The organism is Streptomyces sp. NPDC002306, from assembly GCF_053593435.1.
Window position 1 is genome coordinate 264,538 of sequence record NZ_JBSFCK010000002.1, and the last position, 26,050, is coordinate 290,587.

Here is a 26,050-nt window from a genome sequence, read left to right on the forward strand (position 1 = left end):
GACCGGCCGGCGGTGTCTCCCCGCTGGCCGGACGGCTCAGGCAGCGTCGTCGAGCGCGGTCCGTTCGGTCTCCCATGCCTGTACGGCGGCGGGGTTGAAGCGGAGGTAGCGGCCGACGCGGAAGCCGGTCGGCCCGATGCGCTTGCGGCGCCACTGGTAGACGGTTTCGACGCTCGGGAGGCTGAACATGGTGACCAGGTCTTCCGGGGTGAGGTAGCGGTCCGGGAGGCCGCCGCGCAGTGTGGCGCGCGGGTCGGAAGGTTCCTTGGGGGCCATGCGGTGGTGACTCCTCGTGTCCGTGGTGGCGGTGCGTGGGAGTGGTGCCGGTCGTTGTCCTAGAGAGTTGGTGTATCGCAGCGTCCGCAGCGCCCTAGCGTCCGCGCGGCCGCGTTATTGCAGTTCAGTGAGGGTGACGGATGCGGACGCTAGTGCGGACGCTGTGGACGCTGGACGGCTGTAGCGTCCGCAGTTTCGACGTGTCCGGGCCGCTGGTGTGCGGCCCGGCCCGGCGGGTGTTCCGGCTACGTCATGGCTGTTCAGGTGGGGTACTGCCGCTCCCCGGTGGGGCTACCTCCGGCCAGAGAGAGGACTGTTCGGGTGCGGACGCTGACTCGTCCTCGGGTGCCGCACGGGCGAGGGTGAGGAGTCGGTGCCGGTGCCGGTCCTGGCTACGCTGCGTGTCGTCCACGGTGATCCCGATGGACCGCAGCAGCGGGGCGAGGCGCTTGACGCGTCCGCTCGCGCGGGTGGCGTCCTTGGGCCAGTTCGGCGGCCGGACCAACGGCGCGGGCAGCACTTCGAGCAACTGCCCGGCGGTGCCCTGCCAGGTACCGGCCTGGTCGACCAGGGCCGCGATGGCCAGGGCGAACAGGTCGCCTTCCATCGCGTCGGTGGCGACGTTGGCGGAGGTGGCGAGGTAGTCGTCCAGGGTGTTCCAGCCCTGGGTCTGGTCGACCGCGGCGAGGACGCGGGCGAAGTCGGCCATGGGCGGCATGGACTCCAGCCGCACCGATGGCAGTACGGCCAGCGCGCAGGCCAGCACGTCGAACAGGGCCCCGAGCACGGCCGGGCGGACGGCCGCGAAGGTGGCGTCCAGTTCCTCTTCTGAGCGGCGCCGGTGGGAGTCGATGAGCTGCAAGTCCAGCATCAGGACGCGTTCCGCGAGGTCGCCCGCGAGAGCTCCCGCGTCGATGGTGGTCATGGCCAGCACCCGTTTGAACGTCAGCACGACCACGTCGTCGTCGGTGTAGAGGGCCCGGTCGACCACTCCGTCGCCGGTCACGGCTTTGCACAGGGTGTCCGACAGCCACGGCGGGATGGTCGAGACGTTGTCCAGGCACAGCGCCCATGAGCTGAACGCCTGCCGCGACCAGGCCTTTTCGTCGCGCGGCTGACTGCGTTTGGCGGCCGGGGACGGGTCGACGAGGTTGATGAACATCTGCGCGGCTTTCGACTTGCCCGTGCCCTGCTCGCCCTTGCAGACCAAAGCTGGGTGCGGGATCTCTGGAATCCAGGCCGCGACCAGCCACGCGACGAGTTGACGGAACGCGGACTGGTCCATGTTGAGCACCGCGTGCAGCTTGGCCAGCCCGTCGCCGTCCAGCACCGGTTCGGGCATCGGCGCCATGGCCCCGGAGCGGCGGAACAACACCGGGGCCCGGTCGACGATCTGCCAGCCGAGACCGGAGACGACGACCGCGCGGCCGTCCACGCTGCCGAGGTCGACCACGACCGCGCCGGCCGGGTCACGCCCGACCCGCAGATTCACCGTGACGGGGTCGGTGTCCTCCGCGAGCCCTTCGAGGACGGTCATCGCGTCCGCCAGGGCGGACTGGGAGGCCACCTCTCCCGGGTACTCGTCAGCGAACACGCGGGCCAGGCGCTGGCGCAGGCCCGCCTTGCCCCGCAGCGGGAGCACGAGGTTCGGGCCGTCCAGGGCGACCGCGTACGGGCGGGCGTCGGTGGACATCACGAACCGGTACCGCTCGCGGGCGATGGCCACGATCCGGGCCGCAGCAGGCGGCTTCTTGTCCTCCCCCGAACCACCGTGCGGCGGCCGTGCGGGCGTGCGGTCCGCACGTGCGGGCGCCCGATCCGCACGTGCGGATGTCTCATCCGCACGTGCGGACGGGTGTACGGGCGTGGTGTTCACGGGGCGGGTCGATCCGTTCACGGGAGTGTTCACGCCGGGACCGCCTCTCCGGTCGGCCCTGAACAGGTCCGCACGGGGCGGGACGTTCGCAGGCAGTCGGGTCGGGTCGACGGCCGCCGCGCCAGGCAAGCGGGACGGGTCGATTCATGCAGGTGAGGGGTCGACCGTTCGCCGTCGGAGTCGGCCGACCACACGGCCGTGAACACCGGGTGGTGGGCATGAGCAAGTCGGGCCAGCAGGAGCCAGATCCCGGATGCACACGTGAACACGCAGGTGTTCACGACGCTCGGGTTGACGGGCGTCGACTGCGCGCCGCGGGTCGGGTCGACGGGCGTCGATCCAGGGTCGGCGCGGGGTGTGACGCGGGTCGTCACACAGGTGGGAGCCGTGGCGTTGTCCTCCGTTTCACAGGGTGGTTCGACGGGCGTCGACGCGTACGTGACGCCCGTCGAGCAGAGCAGGAGCGCGAGGGAGAGCGGGAGCCGATCGGCCTTGGCCTGGTTGCAGTCGGCGCAGGCCAGCACGAGCGAGGTGACCGACCAGGTGCGCCACAGCGACTGCGGGGCGATGTGGTCGAGGGTGGCTTCACTCAGGTCGACGAACGGGCGGCGGCAGTAGGCACAGCGCTGCCCATGACGGCGTGCGAGCTGTTCCTTGCGTACGCGGCGCCGTGTGGAGTTGAGCGGGTGAACACGGCGCATGCTCACCACTCCGTCCGGGCCGACCGCAGCCACAGGCCGTCAGGCGCTGCCGGCGGGGTTAGCCCGACCAGGTAGCCCCCGGCGTCCGGACGCACGATCAGGGGCGCCGGCTGGCTCCGGTCCCACCGCACCACGTCGAACGCGAACCGGCGACGCTGGTAGTCCGGCAGAGCCTGCTTGTACAGCCACTCGCGGTCCCGGTCCCGGTCGGCGGTCCGGCCGAACTCTCCAGCCATGAACGCACCGAGACGGATCAGGGTCTCCATCGGCACAGCCGTCACTCCCTCGTGGACGGCACGGGCCACCATCAGCTTCCGGCGCGGGAGCTCCCGGAACGCGGCCATGCGGTACCGGTCCAGGCTGGACAGGTAGATGGCCACGCCGACTTCCCCGGCCGTCATCGGGCGGGACCGGGCGCCCTCGTACCAGAACGACAGGGCGAGCCGGTAGGCGAACCGGCGGCAGTGCGCCACCTCGGGGAACTCATCGGCGGGCAGGTCCTCGAACGTGGGCGTGATGTCCGCGATCCCGGCCGGACCAAGCGTGCGCACGGCGCCATTGAGCGCGTCGTAGAGGGTGTCCGTGTCGGGGACCGGCACGGCGAGTTCGTCGGCGGCCGTCTCGAACAGTGCGGCGGCGGCTTCCGTGACCGTCAGTTCCAAACCCAGGATCGGAATGGTGGGGAAGTCCTCCCCGGCGGGGCGCCGGTCCATCTCCGCGAGGGAGAAGACCGGCGCCGCACTCGGAGCGACCTGCGCGTACAGCGCGTCCGTCACGTTCGTCACGCCGCGACCCCGTACACGCGGGTGATCGCGGCGGCCAGAGCGCGGGCCCACTTCACGGTGTCCCGCTCTCCACGGCCGTGCAGGACCGTCAGGGCAGCGGCCGCCTTGTCCTCGAACATGACCACGTCGGTGGCCAGGATCGCGAAGTGCAGCGCGTCCCGCACCGCCTGGTCGTCGTCCAACTCCTCGTATACGAGGCCGCCCGACTCCATCAGCAGCGCGAGCATGTCGGCGAACGACAGGTGCGCCACGACCGGGACCGCGACCCGGACGGACTCCTCTTCGTCCGGCTCGCCGAAGACGTTCACGCGTCGGCCCGGCAGAGACGGGAGGCCGGACAGAAGGGTTGCAGGCATCATGGTTGTACCCCTTCGAGGGTCATGGAGCGGCTATCTGCTTGGCGGTAGGGCCGCTCCTGCGTTTGTTGGCCCCAACGGGCCTTTGGTGCGCTAACACCGACGACCCGTTGGGTGCCTTGCTGTGCACTACGGTGCACTAGGGTGCCTTGCTCGTCAACCCCCTGCGGTCCTCTAGTGCGCACTGGGGTGCCCGGCGTAGCCTGGAGCTATGCCGATCAATCGAACTGGAGCGAGGCCGCTCAAAGCGCAAATCCTGGATGAACTCAGACAGCGACTGGCCACCGGGCAGTACGAGGTGGGCACGAAGTTCCCGTCACTGCGGGAGTTGACGTCCGAGTTCGACGTAGCCGAGATGACAGTGCAAGGGGCGGTGCAAGAGCTCCAGCGCGCCGGTTTCCTCGAATCCGTGGCGGGCAAAGGCACCTTCGTCAAGGCACTTCCCAAGGTGGCGGACGCTCCGCCGGCCGACCCCAGCGCGTGTGGATGCGCCGAAGTGGACAAGCTGCGAGGGGAAGTGGCAGAGATCCGAGCCCGGCTTGAAGCTCTTGAGCGAGCGGACTCCTGATGAACCGTCGATTTGGCATGCACCGAGCGTGCCTCCGACGAGAGAGCACCGGCAGACGACAGGGAATGACAGTGCTGGACACTCAGTGCGTCCATGGACAGGGGGACACGAGGTATGGACAGGGGGACAACCGATAAGGATCAGCGGTTAGTTCCAAATCAGGTACTGATTGGCCTCAGGGGTGAACGGGGGTGGGGTAGGCCCCGACTAGCCAAGGCCTTAGATTCCCTCTGTGCAAGCAAGGGATGGACTTCCCCCGGGTTAGCCGCCCTCGAAAAGGCTCTGTATCGGATTGAGACAGGTCGGGTCGCTCGGCCAGATGACTTCTATACTCGCCTACTCTGTGAGGCATATAGCAAATCTGCTCACGATCTCTTCGGTGACCTAGACGCAGGATCTCAGGTTGGGGCAGCGCCAACCTGTGACTTGCGGAGTCATAAATTCATTCCGATTTTCGTGGGCCCTGCCGTTGCGGCCAAACTGGCTGATTCGCAAGAGATGAGCGGCGCCGAAACTCAATGGATCGACTGCCACCGAACCGAAGTCCCTCTCTCTGGCGCTCATTGCACGCTTTACAGTTGGCCATTCGGTGTCGTCATGTACCACGTCGTTGAGAATCGAGCGATCGAGCAAGTGGCCGAATTGGCCGTTTGGCGTCGGTCCTCCTACGAGGAGAACATGGCTTGGGCGCAACAAGAATTGCGCAGGATCACTGGCACCGAAGACGTGAACGCCTCATATGTGCTCAGCCTCTATTGGTTGGATCGTTCAGCATGGTCTGGCATCCAACTGGAAACGGCGCTAAGGCTAATATGTATGCCGCGCGTTCTGCTCGAACGCGATGACGTCCGCAGCGACACACGGGATTCGTTCGGGCACGCAACCCTGATCGAACAAGCGCTCTTGCGTGAGGGATTCAATCATCCGGATATGGCGAATTTCGGAATCAAGGGCATTTCTCATGGGTTTGCGTCCTGGTCTGGTGTCGTATATCACCCAGTCGCACCGGAGCGAGGACTGTCCGAGCGAGACCTAGTGGCCTGCGAACTGGCCGTTCAGGCCATCTGGGCGTACTGCGATCACATCAGGGGACAGGTGGAAAAGGGGCTTGACCCCGAAATACCACCAGAGTTCGGGTGGCGATTCCTTAGAGGAATCAGGTCGCGAATAACGACTGAACGTCCTCGGGAGACATCCCAGCATCGGGCCATGCGTGAAGCCATTGTGGAAACCAGTGGTCTTGCGCGACACCTGTCACAAGCCGTAGATACGCTACGTGAATGCGAAGGGCAGTAATGGTGGACACAAATAAGGCCGTGCTCATCGTGGTTGACGCACAAAATGGCTTCATTCGCGAACCGTCTAAGCCCGTGATCCCCGTGATTGCGGATCTTGTTTCTCGCTGGCAAGAGAACGGGGGTGACGTGGTCTTCACCCGCTATCTGAACTATCCCGGAAGTCCATTTGAGCGCATGATTCACTGGACTGCGCTACAGGATTCACCCCAGACAGATATCGTCTCAGAGCTTATCCCTTTCACGCGGCAAGCAACGGCCGTTCTGGACAAGACGATTTACAGCCTGTTCTCGGATGAAGGCGCAGAACTCGTTCAGCAACACGGATGGACCGATCTTTATATCTGCGGCATCGCCACAGAAAGCTGCGTACTCAAGACTGCGGTTGATGCATTCGAACGGGATCTCACGCCATGGCTTCTTGAAGACGCGTCAGCGAGCCACGCTGGCTCCGCCGTGCACAACGCCGGGATTCTGGTAGCTAGCAGATTTATCGGCGTAGACCAGATCATCAAGACAACCGATGTGCCACGTTCGCTGCTTCCGGAATCTTCGTCGGTCGCGCGCGCTCACGCACGATAGAGCGAGCGGCCACGGCCGCGCGACCTCGGGCAGCTCGCTACGCTCGCGCGGCGACGCTCGGGGCTACGACGGCCGTTGCGCCCCTAGAAAAAGGGGTGCCCTCCCGGCGCGCCGGCGCGGGTGGTCTCTTCGTCGTTACGAAGCACTCAGCGTCCGCAACTCTCCTCCTGCTAAGAGCCGCTGTGGCCTGCGGAAATGGGCTCTCAGTGACTCGGGGTTACCGGACGCTGCGGACGCTAGCGGACGCTAAACATTTTATTTAGCGTCCGCTAGAAATGCGCAGGTCAGAGAAGGTGAGTGAGGCCTTGCGGACGCTGCGGACGCTGTCTTCCCCTAACTCTCTAGTAAGAGAGAAAGGACGGCTCTTCAGGGGGACAGGATCGTGTACGCCCTGCCCCCTGAAGAGCCTCGGTAAGTCACGCGGGCGAACAGGGCCCGGCGGCACTCACCCCAGCGTGCCGTCCGCCCCTTGGAAGGCCCTCAGGACGGCATTCCAAGGGGGCGGTTCGGCCGCCCCCCTGGATTGCCCTCTGGCACACGCACAAGCAAGAGGAGCACGCCCCCGCCCGTGGTGCTCCTCTTGCTTGTGCGTGCGGCGTCGCTACCGGCCGCCATCCTGCCCGATTCGCGGCTGTTGATACCGCTGGTTGCACCGCCCGCACTAGTTGACCCCGCAACCGCTGTCTGACCTGTGGGTTTCTAAGTTGCCGCGCTTTCCGAGGAGGGGCCCTACGCGCACGCGCGCGTAGGAGGAGCGGAAACCGGGCACAGGGCCTGGACGAAGTACACGACAAGCCACGCCAGCTATGACGTGAGCAGGTCTGAGTTCTCCCAGTCGGCGAACGCGGCCGAGTCGACCGCGTGCTCCCGGCGAATCAACGGCGGCGCTACACGCACTCGGGGCGACCCCGGCGGGCGGTCCACCAGTCCCTGAGGACATTGGCCTTGTCGTCGAAGCCGCGGTCCAGGAAGGACATCGGCGCGCGCAGCGGTATCCGGCGTCCGTCGGACACCTGCACGACGACCGTCCGGATGCCAACGGTCTTCCGGATCTCCAGGCCGATGATGTCCCGCCACGCGATCTCGCGGCGCCCGCTTCCGCGGAGGACCAGGCAGTTGTCGTTGAGTTCGACGCGGTAGGAGGGAGGCAGGGCCGGAACGACCGCGCTCGCGACCACGGCTGACGACAGGCACGACCACAGCTCCGCCGCCGTCATGTGCCCGCCAGTGGCCTCCACGAGGAGGTAGGCCAGAGCAGTGCCGCAGAGGAAACTGCCTAGAAGGAGGCCGGTGGCCTGCACCGCCCCCAGCTTGAAGGTACGTACCAGTCCATGAGGACCAGGGGGCAAGGGGCCTGCAGGGGCGTTCATGTGGATCACCCATCTCGAAAGTGTTCGGCGCGGTGGAAGGGCGCCGAACGCGAAAGGTACAGCTCGCCGACGGGCCGCGCCCGTCGTGGCCCAGAACCTGCGTTACCGTCAGGTGCTGTCCCGTCGTTCCCTGGAGAGCCGAGCTAACGCAACTGCATTGGCCTTGGCGGGCCCCAGGGGCCTTCACCCCGACAGCCGTCGCCGCGCGAGCGCAGCGAGCTGCCAAGGGGCACGCGGCCGAAGGCCGCTCCTCCCTGCTTTCTGCCCGACGCCAACGGCATCGCGGGGCAGTACACATCTCTGCCGGCCTCGCTTGCCGCTTGTCGCTTGTCGCTTGTCGCTTGTCGCGAGAGACGAGACCGCACTGTGGGAGTGTCTGACGCAGGCTCTGACCTGCGAGCCGACAAGCGACAAGACAAGCGACAAGACAGAAGACAACTCCTCAGACAGACCGGAGTTACGGGTCCCTCTGCCTCATCAAGCCCCGGCTGCGCTCCGCTCCGCCGGGCGCGCTCCCGGCTCCGCTGCGGGCGCCGCTCCTGCCTTCGGCCCGCTCCGCCCGCGCTGCGCCGACGCGCGCCCGCAGCGGGTGAGGCCGGGGGCCATGAGGTGATCACCGCATAACGTCAGCGCGTCAGAACGAGCCTCCGGCGGGGGCGCTCAGGCTCCGAGATGGCGGGGGCGCCGTTCGCGGGTGCCGGCCGAGTGTGGCGTGTGCTGGGAGCTTCCATCCCGTCTGCCGTCGACCCAGGCAGAGCCGAGCAGTCGCGGCCCAGGGCGTCAAGGTCGTTCGTCCAGCAGGGCGCTCCACCTTGACGCCCTGAACCACGCCCGCTCCACGGTGTGTGGGCCGACGGCAGACGGGATGGAAGCTTGGGTGAGTGGTGGGTGGGCGCGAGTGAGATCATCACGGATTAAACTGGTGGGAACATGACAGAAACCGAGGAAGACCAAGACCGCTGGTGGCCGCAGGGGCTCGGATGCACGGCCGGAGCGGTCTGGGCTGGCGTTCGCGCGGTGGGCGGAAGCCAACCGCCGTTGATTCGATGGGGTCTGGGCGTAGGGGCGATCGCCTTCCTTATAGGAGCCGCGTGGCCCATCATCGACCGAATCCGGGCAGCCAGGCGAGGCCGCAAGACCTCTGCGGTTGATGCAGGCGAGCGACAAGAGTCTTGACGCCGGAAGGTATGGGAGCTGGGGAAGTTGGTGGCGGTTTGGGGATTTTCTAACCGTTGTCGATGGCGTGGACCAAGGCCCAAACGAAGGCGTACAGGGCCAGACCCAGGTAGATGGTGGCGCACCAAGCCAGTACACAGCCGTGCTTCCAGCTTCGGTCTTCAGCTTTCTTGATGAGCCAAGCGTTGTAGCCCACCGCGACGATCCCGAAGACGAGGAACCCGCCGATGAGCCACACATCGGAGAAGGCAACGTCGTCAGGTCCTATGATCTCTTTCGCGTAAGAGCTGTTTGTCATGCCTTCTCCCGATCGGCGTCCTGCACTGGCATCTACATCCGTGACGCGGGATGGTATATCCCCTGGCCAGGGTCGGCCCCCTCCTCCAGATCGCGCCCTCGGTCAGCAGGCTTTGGTCGCTCTGAGCCGGGCCGTCTGTGGGCCGTCCGGGGGCGACCAACTGCGACAACTGACGACAGTCGACGACAGCCCCACCCCTGCTCAGGGGCGGCACACCGTGAACTGCCGCAGGTGCCAACGGGCGTAGGTGAGTTGAGGAACTCCAGAGCTTCGGCGCAGGATGGCCGGCATGACCTCCAGCGCACGCCCCTTCCTCAACCGCCGGCTCGCCGAGTTCGGGACGACGATCTTCGCCGAGATGTCGGCGCTGGCCCTGCGGACCGGCGCGATCAACCTGGGCCAGGGTTTCCCCGACACGGACGGCCCCGAGGAGATCCGGGAGGCCGCGGTGCGCGCGCTGCGCGACGGCCGCGGCAACCAGTACCCGCCGGGCCCCGGCATCCCCGAGCTGCGCACCGCCGTCGCCGCGCACCAGCGCCGCCGCTACGGCCTGTCGTACGACCCGGACACGGAGGTGCTGGTCACGGCCGGCGCCACGGAGGCCATCGCCGCCTCGCTGCTCGCCCTGCTGGAGCCGGGCGACGAGGTGATCGCCCTGGAGCCGTACTACGACTCCTACGCCGCCTGCATCGCGATGGCCGGCGGCACCCGCGTGCCGGTCACCCTGCGCCCGGACGCCGGCGCGTTCCGCCTCGACCTGGACGAGCTGCGCGCCGCGGTCACCGACCGCACCCGGCTCCTCCTCGTCAACACCCCGCACAACCCGACCGGCACGGTCCTCACCCGTGCGGAGCTGACGGCGATCGCCGAGCTGGCGGTGGAACGCGACCTGCTGGTGGTCACCGACGAGGTGTACGAGCACCTGGTCTTCGACGAGGCCGAACACCTGCCGCTCGCCACCTTCCCCGGCATGCGCGAGCGGACCGTCACGATCGGCTCGGCGGGCAAGACCTACTCCTTCACGGGCTGGAAGGTCGGCTGGATCACGGCGGCCCCCGGCCTGGTCACGGCGGTGCGGTCGGCGAAGCAGTTCCTGACCTACGTGTCGTCCGGGCCGTTCCAGTACGCGGTCGCCGAGGCGCTGGCGCTGCCCGACTCCTACTTCGACGCCTTCCGCGCGGACATGCTGGCCAAGCGCGATCTGCTGGCGTCGGGCCTCGCGGAGGCGGGCTTCGGGGTCTTCAGGCCGGCCGGCACCTACTTCGTGACCACCGACATCCGCCCCCTCGGCGAGACGGACGGGTTCGCCTTCTGCCGCGCCCTGCCGGAACGCGCGGGCGTCGTCGCCATCCCGAACGCGGTCTTCTACGACCACCGCGAGGCCGGCGCGCCCTTCGTCCGCTTCGCGTTCTGCAAACGTACGGAGGTGCTGGAGGAGGCGGTGCGGCGGCTGAAGGCCCTGTCCGCCTGACGTCACGCCGCCACGCCGGGCGCGGTGCGACCGTACCCGCTCGGCCCCGCCCTGCTCGCGCGCGCCACCGCGCCCTTGCAGGGTGCGGGGTGTGAGCCACGCCAGCACCACCGCCCCCGCCCGCTCCGCGCTGCCGGAGCCTGGGACCCGGGGCCGCGCCCGCCCTCGGCCGCCCCTGCTCGCGGCGGCCGGCACCGCCGTGGGCCTGTTCGCCGCCGCCCGGCTGACCGGCGCGGCCGTGCTCGCCGTGACCGCCCGGTCCGCCGGACGGCAGCCGCTCGCGCTGCTGGAAGGGTCCTGGGACTCCGTCTGGTACCTGGGGATCGCCGCGCGGGGCTACGGCCGCACCCTCGACGTACGACCGGGGGTCGTCCACAGCGACCTGGCGTTCTTCCCGCTCTACCCGGCGCTGGCGCGGGGGCTGTCCGCGCTCGGCCCGTTCGACGTGGGCACGGCGGCCCTGGTGGTGTCGTGGCTGGCGGCCCTGGTGGCGGCCTGCGGGATCCACCGGTGCGGCGCCCTGCTGTACGGCCGGGCCGTCGCCGCCGCGCTGGTGCTGCTGTGGGGGCTGCTCCCGCACTCGGTCGTGCTGTCGATGGCGTACACGGAACCCGTGCTCACGGCGTTCGCGGCCTGGGCGCTGTACGCGGTGCTGCGCCGGCGCTGGCTGTGGGCGGGGGCGCTGGCCGCGCTGGCGGGGCTGTCCCGGCCCAACGGCTTCGCGGTGGCGGCGGCCGTCGTCGCCGCGGCCGGCTGCGAGGTCTGGCGGGAGCGGCGGCGGCTCGGCCAGGTTTCCCACAGGCTGTGGACGGGCGCCGCGCTCGCCCCGCTCGGCTGGAGCGCGTACGTCCTGTGGGTGGGCGGCCGTACGGGCGATCTGTTCGGCGGCTACTTCGCGGTGCAGCGCCGGTGGGGCTCACGCTTCGACCTCGGTGCCGGCGCGCTGCGCTTCGTCCGCCACCTGCTGCTGCACGGGCACCGCTTCGTCCTCCCCATGACCCTGGTGATCGTCGCGGCGGCGGTGCTCCTCTACGTCCTCCTCCTCGTCGACCGCGCCCCGCCGCCCCTCGTCGTCTACAGCGGTGTCCTGCTGCTGGTCGCCCTCGGCGGCTCGGGCTTCTTCGCGTCCAAGCCGCGTTTCCTGCTGCCCGCCTTCCCGCTGCTGCTGCCCGTGGCACAGGCGCTGGTGCGGACGGCGAGAGCCCGGCCCTGGCACGCGACCGTCGTGGTCGGCGCCCTGGCCGGGCTCTCGTTCGCTTACGGCGCGTACCTGGTGGTGGTCGCGCGCACGCCGCTGTAGGTCCTGGGGCGGACTACTCCTCGTCGTCCCCGGGCTCCTCCGTACCGTCGACCTCCTGCTCCAGGCCGAACTGCTCCACGAGCCACTTGTCGAACTCGATGGCGGCCCGGACCCAGCTGACCGTCGACGACACGAAGTGCTCCAGGGCGACTCCGGTGCCGATCAGCATCTGGGCCTCGCCGATGAGGCGGACGGTGCCGTCGTCGTGGGTGTGGGTGTAGACCTTGGGCCAGAGGGTGCGACGGTTCCAGTCGTCGATGGCCTCCAGCAGCTGGGGCTTCTCGTCGATCTTGTGCGGCCGGTCGTAGAACGTCCGTACCGAGAAGACCTGCTGGTCCGCTTCGCCGCGGAACATGAAGTACGTGCGGAACTGCTCCCACGGAGCGGCGAGGTCGCCCTCCTCGTCCACGACGTACTTGAGCTCCATCTGGTCGAGGAGCTGCTTCACGAGGTCCTGATCCGGGACGACGGGGCCCGCAGGTCCCTGCGGCTGCGGCTCGGGCTGGCCCCCGAAGTTCGGAATCGAGGACGGGTCGATGGTCACCGTGTTTTTCCCTTCGTACGGATTCTGCCATCCTCCCCCATGCGAGGCGGGGAGTGGCAACCCCGGAGGGGTCTGTCACACGGACCGTCATGATCTGGTCATCGGGACGTCAGGGGGTGGCGCGGGTGCGCAAGGTGTGGTGGGGCCTGTGGTGGCTGTGTCTGGCCTTCGTGATCGTGGTGGGCGTGGGGTTCGTCCGGGAGGCGAGCAGCCTCGCGTCGTCGAGCGACGACCCGCCCGGCACGGTCAGCGAGGCCGGCTGCGACGAGGCCCTGGAGTTCGCGGGGGCCTCGCTGCCGGCGGGCGCGAGCGCGGCGAAGTGCACCTCGTACACCTGGGGCGGCCAGGCGTACGACGGCTCGTTCCGGATGCCGCGCTCCGCGGTGACGGAGTGGCTGGCGACGTCGTTCCCCACGGCCGAACACCCGGCGTCCTGCGCCGCGTACGGGGAGGAGGACGTGGACGTGTGCGCGTTCGTGCGCAACGACCCGGACGACGGGCACACGACGGGCGCGTACGACGTGGACGTCAGCGTGCACTACGAGGGCGGGCCCGCGGGGGACACCGCCCTCGTCACGTTCGAGGCGTCCACTTACTGAGCGCCGGGCGTTCAGTACGTCACAGCGTCTTGCCCGTCGCCGGGCCCACGATGAGGCCGTCGCCGAAGGCGTCGACGCGGATCGTGTCGCCGTCCTTGACCTCGCCGGACAGGATCTCCCGGGCGAGGCGGTCGCCGATGGCCGTCTGCACGAGCCGGCGCAGCGGCCGGGCGCCGTAGGCCGGGTCGTTGCCCTCGTGGGCGAGCCAGGCCAGGGCCTCGTCGGTGATCTCCAGGGTCAGCCGGCGCTCGGCCAGCCGCCTGGCCAGGCGGTCGATCTGGAGCCGGGCGATGCGGCCCAGCTCCTCCTTGGACAGGGCCGAGAAGACGACCAGGTCGTCGAGCCGGTTGAGGAACTCCGGCTTGAAGGACGCCCGGACCACCTCCAGCACCTGCTCCCTCTTCTCCGCCTCCCCGGTCAGCGGGTCGACGAGGAACTGGCTGCCGAGGTTCGAGGTGAGCACCAGGATGACGTTGCGGAAGTCGACCGTACGGCCCTGACCGTCGGTCAGGCGGCCGTCGTCGAGCACCTGGAGCAGGATGTCGAAGACCTCCGGGTGCGCCTTCTCCACCTCGTCGAGCAGGACGACGCTGTACGGGCGGCGGCGGACCGCCTCGGTGAGCTGTCCGCCCTCCTCGTAGCCGATGTAGCCGGGCGGGGCGCCGACCAGGCGGGCCACGCTGTGCTTCTCGCCGTACTCCGACATGTCGATGCGGATCATGGCCCGCTCGTCGTCGAAGAGGAAGTCGGCGAGGGCCTTGGCCAGCTCGGTCTTGCCGACGCCGGTCGGGCCGAGGAAGAGGAAGGAACCGGTGGGCCGGTCCGGGTCGGAGATGCCGGCGCGGCTGCGCCGTACCGCGTCGGAGACGGCCCGTACGGCCTCGGACTGGCCGATGAGCCGCTTGCCGAGCTCGTCCTCCATACGCAGCAGCTTCTGCGTCTCGCCCTCCAGCAGCCGGCCGGCCGGGATGCCGGTCCAGGAGGCGACGACGTCCGCGATGTCGTCGGAGCCGACCTCCTCCTTCACCATGGTGTCCCGGGCGACCTCCTCCTCGGCCGCGGAGGCGGCCTCCAGGTCGCGCTCCAGGGTCGGGATCTCGCCGTACAGCAGCTTGGACGCGGTGTCGAAGTCGCCGTCGCGCTGGGCGCGTTCGGCCTGTCCGCGCAGATCGTCGAGCTTCTCCTTCAGCTCGCCCACCCGGTTCAGGGACTGCTTCTCCTTCTCCCAGCGGGCGGTGAGGCCGCGCAGCTCCTCCTCCTTGTCGGCGAGGTCGCGGCGCAGCTTCTCCAGCCGCTCCCGGCTCGCGGCGTCGGTCTCCTTGCCGATCGCCAGCTCCTCCATCTTCAGCCGGTCCACGACACGCTGGAGTTCGTCGATCTCGACGGGGGAGGAGTCGATCTCCATGCGCAGCCGCGAGGCGGCCTCGTCGACCAGGTCGATGGCCTTGTCGGGCAGGAAACGGGAGGTGATGTACCGGTCGGACAGGGTCGCCGCCGCCACCAGCGCGCTGTCCGCGATCTGGACCTTGTGGTGGGCCTCGTAGCGGCCCTTGAGACCGCGCAGGATGGCGATGGTGTCCTCGACGGTCGGCTCGGCGACCAGCACCTGCTGGAACCGCCGTTCCAGGGCCGGGTCCTTCTCGATCCGCTCCCGGTACTCGTCGAGGGTCGTCGCGCCCACCATGCGCAGTTCACCGCGCGCCAGCATGGGCTTGAGCATGTTGCCGGCGTCCATGGCGGAGTCCCCGCCGGCCCCGGCGCCCACGACGGTGTGCAGCTCGTCGATGAAGGTGATGATCTGCCCGTCGGAGCCCTTGATCTCGGCGAGCACGGTCTTCAGCCGCTCCTCGAACTCGCCCCGGTACTTCGCCCCGGCCACCATCGCCCCGAGATCGAGCGCGACCAGCCGCTTGTCCTTCAGGGACTCGGGCACGTCCCCCTTCACGATCCGCTGGGCGAGCCCCTCCACGACGGCCGTCTTGCCGACGCCGGGCTCGCCGATGAGGACGGGGTTGTTCTTGGTGCGGCGGGACAGCACCTGCACCACCCGCCGGATCTCCTGGTCCCGTCCGATGACGGGGTCGAGCTTGCCCTCCCGCGCGGCGGCGGTGAAGTCGGTCCCGAACTTCTCGAGTGCCTTGTACTGCCCCTCGGGATCCGCGGTGGTCACCCGGCGCCCTCCCCTCGTCTTCCGGAAGGCCGCCTGAAGCTGCTTGGCCCCGGCCCCCTGCTGGGAGAGTACGTCCCCGGCGGCGCCGCCCTTCGCGGCGATACCGATCAGCAGATGCTCGGTGGAGAGGTAGTCGTCGCCGAGCTCCGCGGCCCGCTGCTGGGCGTCCGCGATGACGGCGAGCAGCTCACGGTTGGGCTGCGGGGGCGCGACGGTGGACCCGGTCACGCTGGGCAGCCCGGCGAGCACCCGCTCGGCACCGGTGCGCACGGCGGCCTGGTCGGCGTCGACGGCGGCCAGCAGGTCGATGATGTTCTCGTTGTCCTGCCCGGCCAGCAGCGCGAGCAGCAGGTGGGCGGGGGTGAGGTCCGCATGCCCTTCCGAAACGGCGCGGGTACCGGCCGCGTTGATGGCGTCCCGGCTCCTGTTGGTCAGCTCGGCGTCCACGTTCGCGTTCTCCTCCTGGCGTCGGCCTTCTGCCGTGTCGTCCCGTGCGTCATTCCCGGTGCGCCGCGCGGTGGGTCGTCGCGGTACGAACGTCTCCCAGCGCTGACTCACCGAACGTACACAAAGTTGAGTCTATTCCACTCAAGGCCGGGTCCGGGAGGCGGAACGGCTAAGTTCCCGGACATGGCCGCATATCCGCAGGACCCGGGCACCCCGGACGAGTCGTACCTCTCCTTCTGGCGGGAACGGCACCTGTGCACCCTGACGACACCGCGCCCCGACGGCACCCCGCACGTCGTGCCCGTCGGGGTGACATACGACCCCGAGGCGCGTCTGGCTCGGGTGATCACGAACACGGCGAGCGCGAAGGCCGGCCACGTACGGGCCGCGGGGCCGGCCGGGGCGCCGGTCGCCGTGTGCCAGGTGGACGGCCGCCGTTGGGCGACGCTGGAGGGCCGGGCCTTCGTCCGCACCGATCCGGAGCGGGTCGCGGAGGCGGAGCGGCGCTACGCCGAGCGCTACGCGCGCGTGCCCGCGCCGAACCCGGCCCGCGTGGTGATCGAGATCGAACTGACCCGGGCGATGGGACGGGGCTGACGCGAGCGACGCGAGCGGGCCGAGGGGCCGAAGCCGTGGGGCCGCGGGGGCCGAAGGGGCGAAGGCGGGTGGACGGCGGGTCGCGAGTGACGGTTTTCGGTCAGCCCGCGGCGAACCCATACCTGGAAATATCCCGTGAAACTGCAGCGGCGTCACCGTGTTCAGGTCACGGTGACGCCGCTGCGGGGGGAAGTACCTGCGCGATCTTTTACGACGGGGGAATCGCGTCAGGCACTGCGGGGGGTGGCAGATATGGTCCTGATATCCGGGATGTCCGGCTCCGCAAGCCGGTGGTCCCGCTGGTCGAGATTCACAAAGATCATTCCGTACCGGATGGCACACCGCACGGGCTGCGGCGCCCCCCGAGGCCGCCGCAGGCACCGGTACGCCCGTACGTCCTCTTCCTCGTCCCGCGTGACCACCACCGGCTCTCCGAAGACGGTCACCATCAGCGAGTCACCACTGTGGGGGATGGCGGTGACCAGGTCGATGAAGTGCCATCCGGAGCGATAGGCGGTGGCCATCTCGCGGCGGAAGGATCGGTCGTCGGGTGGGGTGGTCATCACGCTCAGTCCCAGGAAGTGTCGTCGGTGTGGTCCACCCCGACGACTACCGCAATCGAACCACTGTCCGCATGAACGTCACTCGACTTGCCGGCCAGGCCGCTCACGGCCCCGAACACCACGACGGCGGAAAGAGCAGCGGCAAGTACCGAGCGAAGCATTCTCTTACGCATAGTCGGCTTCGTCCTCACTCGATGGTCTCCTCTTCCCCCGTCGGATAAGACGATGGCTCATTCGGGCACGTCATGGCCACACAATCGATGCATCATGTTCCTGCATGTTCAGGACCCTGGGGGGTGGAGAATTGGGGACAAACGGTATGCAAGCGGCACATCCCCATGCGATAACCGAACTCTGCGACGAAGGCGGTCGCGTCTACGCCAGTGCTCTTCGCGCAGGTCGCGTGCCCAGGACGGACGTGGCGGACGTTCCCTGCCTGATGGAGTTCGGCCTCCTGCACCCGGATCCCGACGACGTCAACTGGCTGCGGCCGGTTCCGCCGACGGTCGCCCTGGCCCAGCATCTCCACCCCTTGGAGCGGGAGATCACGGAGCGCAGGCGACTCTCGGTCGAACTGGCCGACGCCTTCGAGCCGTTCATGGCCGCCAGCGCCCAGAGCACCGGAAGCACACACTCCATCACGGTGCTGGAGGGCCGGGACCGGATCAACGCGGCGCTCAACATCGCCACCTCCGAGTCCCACACCGAGGTGCTCGCCGTGCAGCCCGGCGGCCGCCGCCTGGAGAGCAACCTCCTGAAAGGCCTGGAACGCGACCGTCCGCTACTTGAGCGGGGGGTACGGCTGCGCACGCTGTACCAGCACACCGCCCGGCACAGCCCCCAGACGCTGGCCTACGTCGACCAGATCTCCACCGGCAAGGTCGAGGTCCGCACCATCGACGAACTCGTCGAACGCCTCATCATCTGCGACGAGACGGTGGCCTTCATCCCCGTCCGGGAGGACCGGCAGGTCGCCCTGGAGCTCCGCCACCCCGGCCTGGTCCGCTACCTGATCAAGGTCTTCGACTTCATGTGGACGCGCGCGGTGCCCCTCCGGGTCGGCACACCGTACGAGACCGCCCCCGACGGCATCACCGACATCCAGCACTCCATCGCCAAACTCCTCATCGAGGGGCACGTCGACGAGGCCATCGCCCGCCGTCTCGGCATGAACGTGCGCACCTGCCGCGCCCACATCGCCAAGCTGGCCCAGGCCCTCGGCAGCGGCAGCCGCGCCCAACTCGGCTTCCTCATAGCCCAGTCGGGGATTCTGGAGCGGGAGCACTGAGCCGGCGGGGAGCCTTTCGCGACCAGGGGAGCCGCTCGGAGCCTTTCGCGACCAGGGGAGCGTTCGGAGCCTTTCGCGACCACGCAAGCCGCGGGGGAGTCTCTCGTGACCACGCGGGCGGCCGCCCGGCCCGGCCGCCTCACAGGGCGGTCGGCGACCCCTGGTCGGGAAGACTGAGGCGGGGAGCCTCGGGGGTCGTGGTGCCGTCCAGGCCCACCTGCGCTATCCGGACGCCCAGTTGGGTGCGGCTCGCCGCGCCCAGGGTCTCCGACAGGCGCGCGATGTGGGCGCGGCAGGTGCGCACGCTGATGCCCAGGCGTTCGGCGATCACCGCGTCCTGGTGGCCCTCGGCGAGCAGCGCCGCGATGGACTGCTCGCGGTGGGAGATGCCCTCGATGCCGGTGTCGGGCAGGGCGGCGGTGAGCGGGATCGCCAGCCGCCACAGGCGTTCGAAGACCGTGGCGAAGTAGCCGACCAGGGCCGGGTGACGCAGTTCCAGGGCCATCGTGTGGTCGGCGTTGGCGGGGATGAAGGCGACCGTGCGGTCGAAGAGGATGAGCCGGTCGATGACCTCGTCGAGGGTGCGCGCCTCGACCGTGTCGCCCATCAGCTCCAGGTAGTTGAGCAGACCCTGGCCGTGCCGGGCCACGTGGTTGTACAGGTCGCGCATGCGCACCCCGCGCCCGCGCAGCGTCAGCGCCCGGTGCAGGCCCTCCGACAGTTCGGCCTCACGGCGGATACCGCCCGGCTGCACCGTCAGCACCTCCGTCGTGCACGCCTCCGTCGCCTCGTCCATCGCCGTCTGGATACGGGAGAGTCCGTCCAGGACCCGGATCGCGCTGCCCTCGGTGCCCGAGGACGGCAGCCGGCCGCCCAGGCCCGCGTACCACTCGACGGCCGCCACCGCCGCGCCCACCCGCCGCTGGCTCACGCTGACCTCGTCGTACACCCCGCGCAGCAGCCGCGTCATGACCTCCTGCGGCGCCGTCGGCACCAGCCAGTCCATGTCGTCGGGGTCCGGGTGCAGCAGGGCGAGTTCCAGGAGGCAGGGCACCGGATCGGCGTCACGCCGCCGCACCCGGCCGCGCCGTACGGCCCGGGAATACACGCGATCCCCGGCCCCGCACAGTCGGTCGGCACCGTGTGGATGCTCCTCCGTCCCGTGCCCGGCCATCGCCCATCCCACCCCCGGTCCAGCCTCTTCCGCAGCCGCCACTATGCGCGGAGCGGACCTGCTCCGCAACACGGCTCCTCTCGCCGCGACCGTGGGAAACAGCCGGTTCGCCCTGCTATCCGCCTACCTCCGCCCGCCGCGTTGCAACAAGCTGATGGTGGTGTTCCGTACCCCGCCGGTGCGTCGCGGAACCCGCTTCCCCGCGGGTAACGGTCACCCGTAGGAGCCCTGGCCGGCCACCCGCTCCTGCCGGTCGGCGCGCGGCGGGCACCGGGTGAGCCGCGGGAGCGACGAGCGCTGCGAAGGACGGCGGGCGGAGCGGCGGACGGCGACGGACGACCGCCGCGTCGGGCACGGCGGGCACGGCGACGGGTGCGGCAGGCAGACGGCGAGCACGGTCGGCGGGGCGCCGGCACGGCCGTACCGGAGTGCCGTACCCCCCTCCCCTCACCGTGCGGGGCGCCCGAGAATGCGGCCATGCGGACGGGGCGTGTGCCGACGGCGCCGGCGATGACGGCACTGGCCGCGCTGACACCGGCCCTCGCGGGCTGCGCGGGCGGCGGCGGGAGTCCGGGCCGCGCCCTCGCCCGCCACGGCCTCACAGCGGCCCTCCCGGGCCTGCCGGGACGGGCATCTCACCTTCACCCCGCTGTCCCTGCGCTGCGGCCTGACGGCCGTCGCCGGTTCGCACAGCGAGGGACAGCCGGACGGCCGGTTCTGCGCCGTCCGGCCGCGGGTGGAGAACGGGTCCCCCGAGTTCCACACGTACGTCGTCGCGCGCCGGCGCCTGGCGGGCGTCGCCGGCCGACGCGGCCGGCTTCATGAACAGCGCCCCGGTCGAGCACGCCGCCGACGGTGTGCTCATCCCGGTGAAACCGCTCATGGGCTGGTGAGGACGGTCCCTCCCGGCCGCGTGTCCCCCGGCTACTTCAGGCCGAGCGCCGTGCAGGCCGCCTTGTACTTCTCGGTGCAGATGTCGGACACCTTGTAGATGCCGTCCGCGACGACCGTCTCCTCGATGTTCGTCTTCGTCAGGGCGACGACGGTCACGAGCTGCGCGGGGATCTTGCTGTTCGTGGGGCTGTCGACCTTGTCCGAGGTGAGCGCGTCGAACTGGATGTCGTGCCCCTGGACCTTGGCGACGGCCATCTCCGCGGCGGCCTCGGCCTCCTCCGGGTACGACTTGTAGACGCTCATGAACTGCTCGTCGGCGATGATGCGCTGCACCGCCGCGAGTTCGGCGTCCTGGCCGGTGATCGGCGGCAGTTCGGAGACACCCGCGGCCTCCAGGGCCTTGATGATGCCGCTCGCCATGGCGTCGTTGGCGGAGTAGACGCCGGCGATGTTGTCCTTGCCGATCTTGTCGATCGCCTTCGTCATGTTGGCCTGGGCCAGCTCCGGGCTCCAGTCCTTGATGTCGAACGTCTCGGCGATGGTCACCTTGCCGTTGAGTTCGGAGAGCGCGCCCTCCTTGAACTGCTTGGCGTTCGGGTCGGTGGGCGAACCGTTGACCATGACGATCTTCTTGGTGGAGCTCAGACTCTCGGCCAGGGTGCGCCCCTGCACCTCACCGACGAGCTCGTTGTCGAAGGAGACGTACGCGTCGATCGGGCCCTCGGCGAGCCGGTCGTAGGCGATGACCGGGATGCTCGCGTCCTTGGCCTTCTGCACCATGCCCGCGATGGCGTGCGAGTCGACGGCGTCCAGCAGGATGACGTCGACCTTGTCGTCGATCATCCTCTGCATCTGGGTCGCCTGCTCGTCCGCGTCCTGACCGGCGTTGGAGTACACCGTCCTGCCCTCGTTGTTGGTGAGGGAGGCGACCTTCTTCTTGATGATGGGGTAGTCGAACAACTCGTAGCGCGTGTTCTTCTTCTCCGGCAGCAGCACACCGACCGTGATGTCGTTGCCCTTCCTCGGGCTTGCGTCGTCGGTGCCCCCCGTCGCGTCGAGCATGCCGCAACCGGCCAGCGAGAGGGTCATCGTGGACGCGGCCACGGATATGGCGATACGACGCATTCGGGGACTCACTTCAGGTGTGTTCCGGACATGGGTGCGACATGGTGACCCAGGTGTCTGAAAAGCCAACGCGTCGGCAACCATCGCCGTCAAGCAGAACTACTTAACGAGATAGCAACATCACGCTCCGCTTAGCCCGAAGCCGCTCGTGAACACGCTGCGAACACGCCTCCAGGCGCTCGCCACGGACCCTCCACCCAAGGGGAGTTCACGCGTAGGCAAAGATCCGTACAACCAATCCCACTCTTCGCGAGTCGTGATCCCGACGGAACAGAACTCCCGTGCCGATCCCGACCAGAGGACCGAATGAACCCAGCCAGACGACGCACGTCCACGGCGACCGCCACCGCCGTCGTGCTCGCCACCGCCGGCGGCCTCCTCACCACCGCCGCCGTCCCCGCCGTTGCCGCGACGAACTGCGCCTCACCGGTGTACAAACGGCAGTTCTACGCGAACACCGCTTTCTCGGGCACCCCGAAGCGGACCGACTGCGACAGCGTGATCGACGAGAACTGGGGTGCCAAGGCCCCGGCCTCCGGCCTGCCGACGAACAACTTCGCGGTCCGCTGGAGCGTCACCCGCGACTTCGGCTCCGGCGGCCCCTTCACCCTCGCGGTCGCCGCCCAGGACGGCATCCGCGTCTACGTCGACAACTCCCGCAAGGTCGACCTCTGGAAGAACGGCTCGACCACGACGAAGAAGACCGTCAACGTCACGATCCCGGCGGGCAAGCACACCCTGCGCGTGGACTACGTCAACTGGACGGGCTCGGCGAACGTCAAGCTGGCCTACGCGCCCAACACCTCGGCGACCGTCGACAAGGTCCGGCCGCGTACGCCGGCCGGTGTCACGTGGGACTACGTCCCGGAGTCGCCGACCGAGGTGGTCGCGTACCTGGTGTGGGCGCGCAACCAGGAGATGGACCTCGCCGGCTACCGGATCTACCGTCAGGCCGAGGGCACGAGCACCTGGACGAAGGTCGGCACGACCACCCAGCTCGCCTTCGGCGACCGCCCGCCGTGCACGGGCCAGAAGTACTACTACCAGGTCCGCGCCTACGACAAGGCCGGCAACGAGTCGACGGGCGCGGCGAGCAAGGGACCCGTCCCCTCCCCCGACGTCACCCCGCCCGGCACGCCGGTCCTGACCGCCACGGCCACGCAGGACGCCAACGACCTGTCCTGGACGGCGTCGGCGGACGCGGTCCGCTACCAGGTCTACGGCAAGCTGGCCTCGGCGTCCCGCTACACCCTGCTCACCGAGACCACCGCCACCGGCTACCGGCACAGCCCGGTGCAGTACGGCAAGGTGTACGAGTACAAGGTCAGCGCGGTCGACACGGCCGGGAACACCGCGGACTCCGCGATCGCGCAGGCGACGCCGACCATCACCGTGCCGTCCGGCGTGACCCTCTCCTCGACCGACTGGGGTGTGCAGGTCACCTGGAAGGAGCCCGCGGGCGGCGACACGGCCGACTACCGGGTCTACCGTTCGGCGGCCTCCGCGGACGGCTCCCGCCAGTGGACGCTCGCCCGCTGCAACACGCCCCGGACCAGCACCGACGCGGACGGCAACACGATCCGCAGCTGCCACGACAACGACGTACGGCACGGCGAGACGTACCACTACAAGCTGCACCGCCAGAACACCGCGGGCCTGTGGTCCACCGGTTCCGCCGAGGTCACCATCACCACCTCGGGCGACGAGGTCCCGCCGCCGCCCGTCACGGGCCTGCACGCCGAACCCCTCGAGTACGGCGTCAAGCTCGACTGGGACGACGCCACGGTGGCCGACCTGGACGAGTACTGGATCTACCGGCGCGGCCCGTACGCGGGCACCCACGAGTTCGTGGCCGAGGTCGACGCCGGCACCAGCGAGTACCTCGACGGCCCGTACGGGGCGCACGGCGACAGCCGGACCTACTTCGTCGTCGCCGTCGACCGCTACGGCAACTCCCTGACGTACGAGGACGAGATCGGCGGCGAGTGGAGTCCCACCATCACCGGGACCGACGTCACCCAGCTCGACCTCACGCCCTCGGAGATCCCGGCCGAGACCGCGCCCTGCTGGCTCTACAGCGACGCCACCTCCACGGGCGCCGGCATCCTCTCGATCGACTGCGAAGCGGCCGACTCCCTCGGCGTCCACGTCTACCGCTGGGACCGCGCGGCCGGACGGTGGGCCCGTCTGACCGACGTGCCCCTGGCCCCCACGACCACCCGGTACCTGGACCTGGACGCGCCGACCGGCACGACCAACCACTACGTGCTCTCGGTCGTCGCGCCGGACGGCACGGAAGCCTTCTCCAACGTCGACTGGGCCGCGTCCCTCCCGCGCCCCGCATGAGAACAAGCACAAGAACAAGCACAAGAACGAGCAAGAGAACGAAGATGAGAACCAGCACCCTCACGGCCACCACGGTCGTCCTCGCCACCACCGCGGGCCTGTTCACGGCCGTCGCCGCCCCCGCGTCGGCGGCCGTCAGCTGTACCTCACCGGTGTACAAGCGGCAGTTCTTCGCGAACACCACCTTCTCGGGCACGGCGAAGAAGACCGACTGCGACAGCGCGATCGACGAGAAGTGGGGCGCCAAGGCCCCGACCTCCGGCCTGCCGACGAACAACTTCGCGGTCCGCTGGAGCGTCACCCGCGACTTCGGCTCGGGCGGCCCCTTCACCCTCTCGGTCGCCGCCCAGGACGGCATCCGCGTCTACGTCGACAACTCCCGCAAGGTCGACCTCTGGAAGAACGGCTCGACCACGACGTCCAAGGCCGTCAACCTCACCCTGCCCAAGGGCCGCCACACCGTCCGCGTCGACTACGTGAACTGGACCGGCAACGCCAACGTCAAGTTCGCCTACACGCCCCGCACGTCCGCGAGCGTCGACAAGGTGAAGCCGCTCGCCCCGGCGGCCCCCGCCCTGACGTACACCCAGGCGACCGGCGCGGCCCGGCTCACCTGGGCGAAGAACCAGGAGATGGACCTCGCGGGGTACCGGGTCTACCGGCGTCCGGCGTCCGGTGCGGCCACCGCCTGGACCCGGCTGGCGTCCACCACGGCCGCCTCGTACACCGACGCGGCCCTGCCGCCGACCGGCGAGACGTACGTGTACCAGGTCCGGGCCTACGACAAGGCGGGCAACGAGTCGGCCGGCTCGGTGGACCGGACCGTCGTCACCGTGGACCGGACCGCGCCGGCGCAGGTCACCGGCCTGACGGCGCTCGGCACCACAGCGGGCAACTCCCTCTTCTGGCAGGCGTCTTCGGCGAAGGACGTCCACCACTACGAGGTGTGGGGGGCGCCGGAGGGCCGGCAGGACCTGGACGGCCCGGAGACGGTGTTCGGGACGTCGTACACGGATGTCCTGGCGGAGCCGGGCACGGCGTACCGGTACACCGTGCGGGCCGTCGACACCGCGATGAACGTCGGACCGGCCTCCCTGCCGGTCACGGTCACCCTCCCCGCCGCTTCGGCCCTGCCCGCCCCGAGCGGGGTCCAGGGCACGCCGTCCGACGCGTCGACGTCCGTCGTCTGGAGCTCGGACCCCGGCGCGCAGGACGTCTCCGGCTTCCGCGTCTACCGCCGCACGTCCGCCACCGGCGGCTGGTCCCTGATCGGCGCCCCCGACGCCACGGCGTCCTCCTACGACGACACGTCCGCGCCGCGCGGCACGGCGTACTACCTCGTCACCACCGTCGACGGCACCGGCGCGGAGTCGGTCCCCTCGGCGCAGGCGGTCGTCGACCGGCTCTCCCCGGCCACCGCGACCGGACCCGCCGCACCGCTGCTGACCCTGGTCTCCTCGGGGGCACCCCTGCGCTCGCCCATCCAGGTCACGGCCGCGCCCGGCACGGGTGACGAGGACCGGGTGCTGCGGGGCTACTCCTGGGAGATCAGCGGCGCCTGCGGGTCGAGCGGCACCTCGCTGTCCACCACCGGCGCCATCAGCTGGACCTCGCCCTACAACGGCCCGTGCACGGCCACCGTCACCGCCGTGGACGCCTACGGGCGCCAGAGCGAGCGGAGCACGACCGTCGACTTCTTCGTCGGTCGCTGAACCGCGCGGGACACAGCGCACAGGAGAGGCCCGGAGGTTCTGCTGAACCTCCGGGCCTCTCCTGGATCGGCGGGGTACCGGCCGGTCAGTCGGACTGCTGCCGCTTCGGCCGCCACACCACCAGCGCGCTCGTCTGCTGGACCTCCTGGTACGGGACCAGGTCCCGCCGGTAGGAGGCGTGCACCGCGGCCTCCCGCTGGCGCATCGTGGCGGCCGCGCCGTCCAGCGCCGCCTCCATCTCCGCGACCCGGGACTGGAGCGCGGCGACCTGGTTCTCCAGTTCGATGATGCGCTTGATGCCGGCCAGGTTGATGCCCTCGGTCTGCGACAACTGCTGGACGGTACGCAGCAGTTCGATGTCACGGGCCGAGTACCGCCGGCCCCGTCCCGCGGTGCGGTCCGGGGAGACCAGGCCCAGCCGGTCGTACTGGCGCAGCGTCTGCGGATGCAGGCCGGAGAGCTGGGCCGCCACCGAGATGACGTAGACCGGGGTCTCCTCGGTCAGTTCGTACGGGTTACGCCGGCGGCCGTCCATCA

At 69.4% G+C, this 26,050-nt stretch carries 23 protein-coding genes; 10 read left to right on the forward strand and 13 right to left on the reverse strand.

Annotation, left to right across the window (positions count from 1 at the left end; all coding sequences use genetic code 11):
- Positions 1-36: 36 nt before the first annotated feature.
- From ACWCQK_RS05580 to ACWCQK_RS05600, 5 genes are all read right to left on the reverse strand, one after another.
- Entirely contained in the window at positions 37-276 is a 240-nt protein-coding gene (locus ACWCQK_RS05580; RefSeq protein ID WP_451152217.1) for a helix-turn-helix transcriptional regulator, read from the reverse strand.
- 250 nt (positions 277-526) lie between these two features.
- A complete protein-coding gene (locus tag ACWCQK_RS05585; protein WP_451152219.1) occupies positions 527-2,002 on the reverse strand; it encodes an ATP-binding protein in 1,476 nt (491 codons plus the stop codon).
- A 179-nt stretch (positions 2,003-2,181) separates the two neighbouring features.
- On the reverse strand, positions 2,182-2,853 hold the full coding sequence (locus tag ACWCQK_RS05590; protein WP_451152221.1) for an HNH endonuclease: 672 nt from the start codon (positions 2,851-2,853) through the stop codon (positions 2,182-2,184).
- A 2-nt stretch (positions 2,854-2,855) separates the two neighbouring features.
- Positions 2,856-3,638 (reverse strand): hypothetical protein, encoded by a 783-nt coding sequence (locus ACWCQK_RS05595; protein WP_451152223.1) that lies wholly within the window; start codon positions 3,636-3,638, stop codon positions 2,856-2,858.
- Positions 3,635-3,994 (reverse strand): hypothetical protein, encoded by a 360-nt coding sequence (locus tag ACWCQK_RS05600; RefSeq protein ID WP_451152225.1) that lies wholly within the window; start codon positions 3,992-3,994, stop codon positions 3,635-3,637. The genes ACWCQK_RS05595 and ACWCQK_RS05600 overlap by 4 nt, the downstream gene beginning before the upstream one ends.
- Before the next feature lie 211 nt (positions 3,995-4,205).
- Here ACWCQK_RS05600 and ACWCQK_RS05605 point away from each other — a divergent pair, with 211 nt between their 5' ends.
- The 3 genes from ACWCQK_RS05605 (at position 4,206) to ACWCQK_RS05615 (ending at position 6,439) form a co-directional block, all read left to right on the forward strand.
- Positions 4,206-4,562: a GntR family transcriptional regulator gene (locus ACWCQK_RS05605; RefSeq protein WP_451152227.1), complete on the forward strand. Its 357-nt coding sequence runs from the start codon at positions 4,206-4,208 to the stop codon at positions 4,560-4,562.
- A 597-nt stretch (positions 4,563-5,159) separates the two neighbouring features.
- The gene (locus ACWCQK_RS05610; RefSeq protein ID WP_451152229.1) at positions 5,160-5,858 is read left to right on the forward strand and encodes a hypothetical protein; all 699 of its coding nucleotides are present in this window, start codon (positions 5,160-5,162) and stop codon (positions 5,856-5,858) included.
- A gap of 20 nt (positions 5,859-5,878) precedes the next feature.
- A complete protein-coding gene (locus ACWCQK_RS05615) occupies positions 5,879-6,439 on the forward strand; it encodes a cysteine hydrolase (protein ID WP_451152231.1) in 561 nt (186 codons plus the stop codon).
- A gap of 887 nt (positions 6,440-7,326) precedes the next feature.
- Here the strand turns inward: ACWCQK_RS05615 and ACWCQK_RS05620 are convergent.
- Both ACWCQK_RS05620 and ACWCQK_RS05625 read right to left on the reverse strand, forming a co-directional pair.
- Positions 7,327-7,740, reverse strand: a complete 414-nt coding sequence (locus tag ACWCQK_RS05620) for a hypothetical protein (RefSeq protein ID WP_451152233.1) — start codon at positions 7,738-7,740, stop codon at positions 7,327-7,329.
- Positions 7,741-9,034: 1,294 nt separating this feature from the next.
- Entirely contained in the window at positions 9,035-9,283 is a 249-nt protein-coding gene (locus ACWCQK_RS05625; RefSeq protein WP_451152235.1) for a hypothetical protein, read from the reverse strand.
- A 280-nt stretch (positions 9,284-9,563) separates the two neighbouring features.
- On the opposite strand from ACWCQK_RS05625, the gene ACWCQK_RS05630 reads away from it, so the two are divergent.
- A complete protein-coding gene (locus tag ACWCQK_RS05630) occupies positions 9,564-10,754 on the forward strand; it encodes a pyridoxal phosphate-dependent aminotransferase (RefSeq protein WP_451152237.1) in 1,191 nt (396 codons plus the stop codon).
- 91 nt (positions 10,755-10,845) lie between these two features.
- A complete protein-coding gene (locus ACWCQK_RS05635; protein WP_451152239.1) occupies positions 10,846-12,054 on the forward strand; it encodes a hypothetical protein in 1,209 nt (402 codons plus the stop codon).
- 13 nt (positions 12,055-12,067) lie between these two features.
- Here ACWCQK_RS05635 and ACWCQK_RS05640 read toward each other — a convergent pair whose 3' ends face one another.
- Positions 12,068-12,598, reverse strand: coding sequence for a YbjN domain-containing protein (locus ACWCQK_RS05640; RefSeq protein ID WP_385789139.1), 531 nt, complete (start codon positions 12,596-12,598; stop codon positions 12,068-12,070).
- A gap of 89 nt (positions 12,599-12,687) precedes the next feature.
- On the opposite strand from ACWCQK_RS05640, the gene ACWCQK_RS05645 reads away from it, so the two are divergent.
- Positions 12,688-13,197 (forward strand): hypothetical protein, encoded by a 510-nt coding sequence (locus ACWCQK_RS05645; protein ID WP_451152241.1) that lies wholly within the window; start codon positions 12,688-12,690, stop codon positions 13,195-13,197.
- A gap of 19 nt (positions 13,198-13,216) precedes the next feature.
- Here ACWCQK_RS05645 and clpB read toward each other — a convergent pair whose 3' ends face one another.
- Positions 13,217-15,814, reverse strand: coding sequence for an ATP-dependent chaperone ClpB (gene clpB, locus ACWCQK_RS05650; RefSeq protein ID WP_451152243.1), 2,598 nt, complete (start codon positions 15,812-15,814; stop codon positions 13,217-13,219).
- Positions 15,815-15,997: 183 nt separating this feature from the next.
- On the opposite strand from clpB, the gene ACWCQK_RS05655 reads away from it, so the two are divergent.
- Positions 15,998-16,411 (forward strand): pyridoxamine 5'-phosphate oxidase family protein, encoded by a 414-nt coding sequence (locus ACWCQK_RS05655; RefSeq protein WP_451152245.1) that lies wholly within the window; start codon positions 15,998-16,000, stop codon positions 16,409-16,411.
- 227 nt (positions 16,412-16,638) lie between these two features.
- Here ACWCQK_RS05655 and ACWCQK_RS05660 read toward each other — a convergent pair whose 3' ends face one another.
- Positions 16,639-16,974 (reverse strand): hypothetical protein, encoded by a 336-nt coding sequence (locus tag ACWCQK_RS05660; RefSeq protein WP_451152247.1) that lies wholly within the window; start codon positions 16,972-16,974, stop codon positions 16,639-16,641.
- 319 nt (positions 16,975-17,293) lie between these two features.
- Between ACWCQK_RS05660 and ACWCQK_RS05665 the strand changes: the two genes are divergently transcribed.
- Positions 17,294-18,262 carry a helix-turn-helix transcriptional regulator gene (locus ACWCQK_RS05665; RefSeq protein WP_451152249.1) on the forward strand — a complete coding sequence of 323 codons (969 nt, stop codon included), beginning with the start codon at positions 17,294-17,296 and terminating at the stop codon, positions 18,260-18,262.
- 139 nt (positions 18,263-18,401) lie between these two features.
- Here the strand turns inward: ACWCQK_RS05665 and ACWCQK_RS05670 are convergent, their stop codons facing one another.
- A complete protein-coding gene (locus ACWCQK_RS05670) occupies positions 18,402-19,436 on the reverse strand; it encodes a LuxR C-terminal-related transcriptional regulator (RefSeq protein ID WP_451152251.1) in 1,035 nt (344 codons plus the stop codon).
- 924 nt (positions 19,437-20,360) lie between these two features.
- Complete coding sequence (locus ACWCQK_RS05675) at positions 20,361-21,455, reverse strand: sugar ABC transporter substrate-binding protein (RefSeq protein ID WP_451152253.1); 1,095 nt, start codon at positions 21,453-21,455, stop codon at positions 20,361-20,363.
- A 306-nt stretch (positions 21,456-21,761) separates the two neighbouring features.
- On the opposite strand from ACWCQK_RS05675, the gene ACWCQK_RS05680 reads away from it, so the two are divergent.
- Both ACWCQK_RS05680 and ACWCQK_RS05685 read left to right on the forward strand, forming a co-directional pair.
- Positions 21,762-23,801, forward strand: a complete 2,040-nt coding sequence (locus tag ACWCQK_RS05680; RefSeq protein WP_451152255.1) for a PA14 domain-containing protein — start codon at positions 21,762-21,764, stop codon at positions 23,799-23,801.
- Between the two features lie 44 nt (positions 23,802-23,845).
- Positions 23,846-25,513, forward strand: coding sequence for a fibronectin type III domain-containing protein (locus ACWCQK_RS05685; protein WP_451152257.1), 1,668 nt, complete (start codon positions 23,846-23,848; stop codon positions 25,511-25,513).
- A gap of 85 nt (positions 25,514-25,598) precedes the next feature.
- On the opposite strand, the gene ACWCQK_RS05690 is transcribed toward ACWCQK_RS05685, so the two are convergent.
- Entirely contained in the window at positions 25,599-26,048 is a 450-nt protein-coding gene (locus ACWCQK_RS05690) for a heat shock protein transcriptional repressor HspR (RefSeq protein WP_451152259.1), read from the reverse strand.
- Positions 26,049-26,050: the final 2 nt, after the last annotated feature.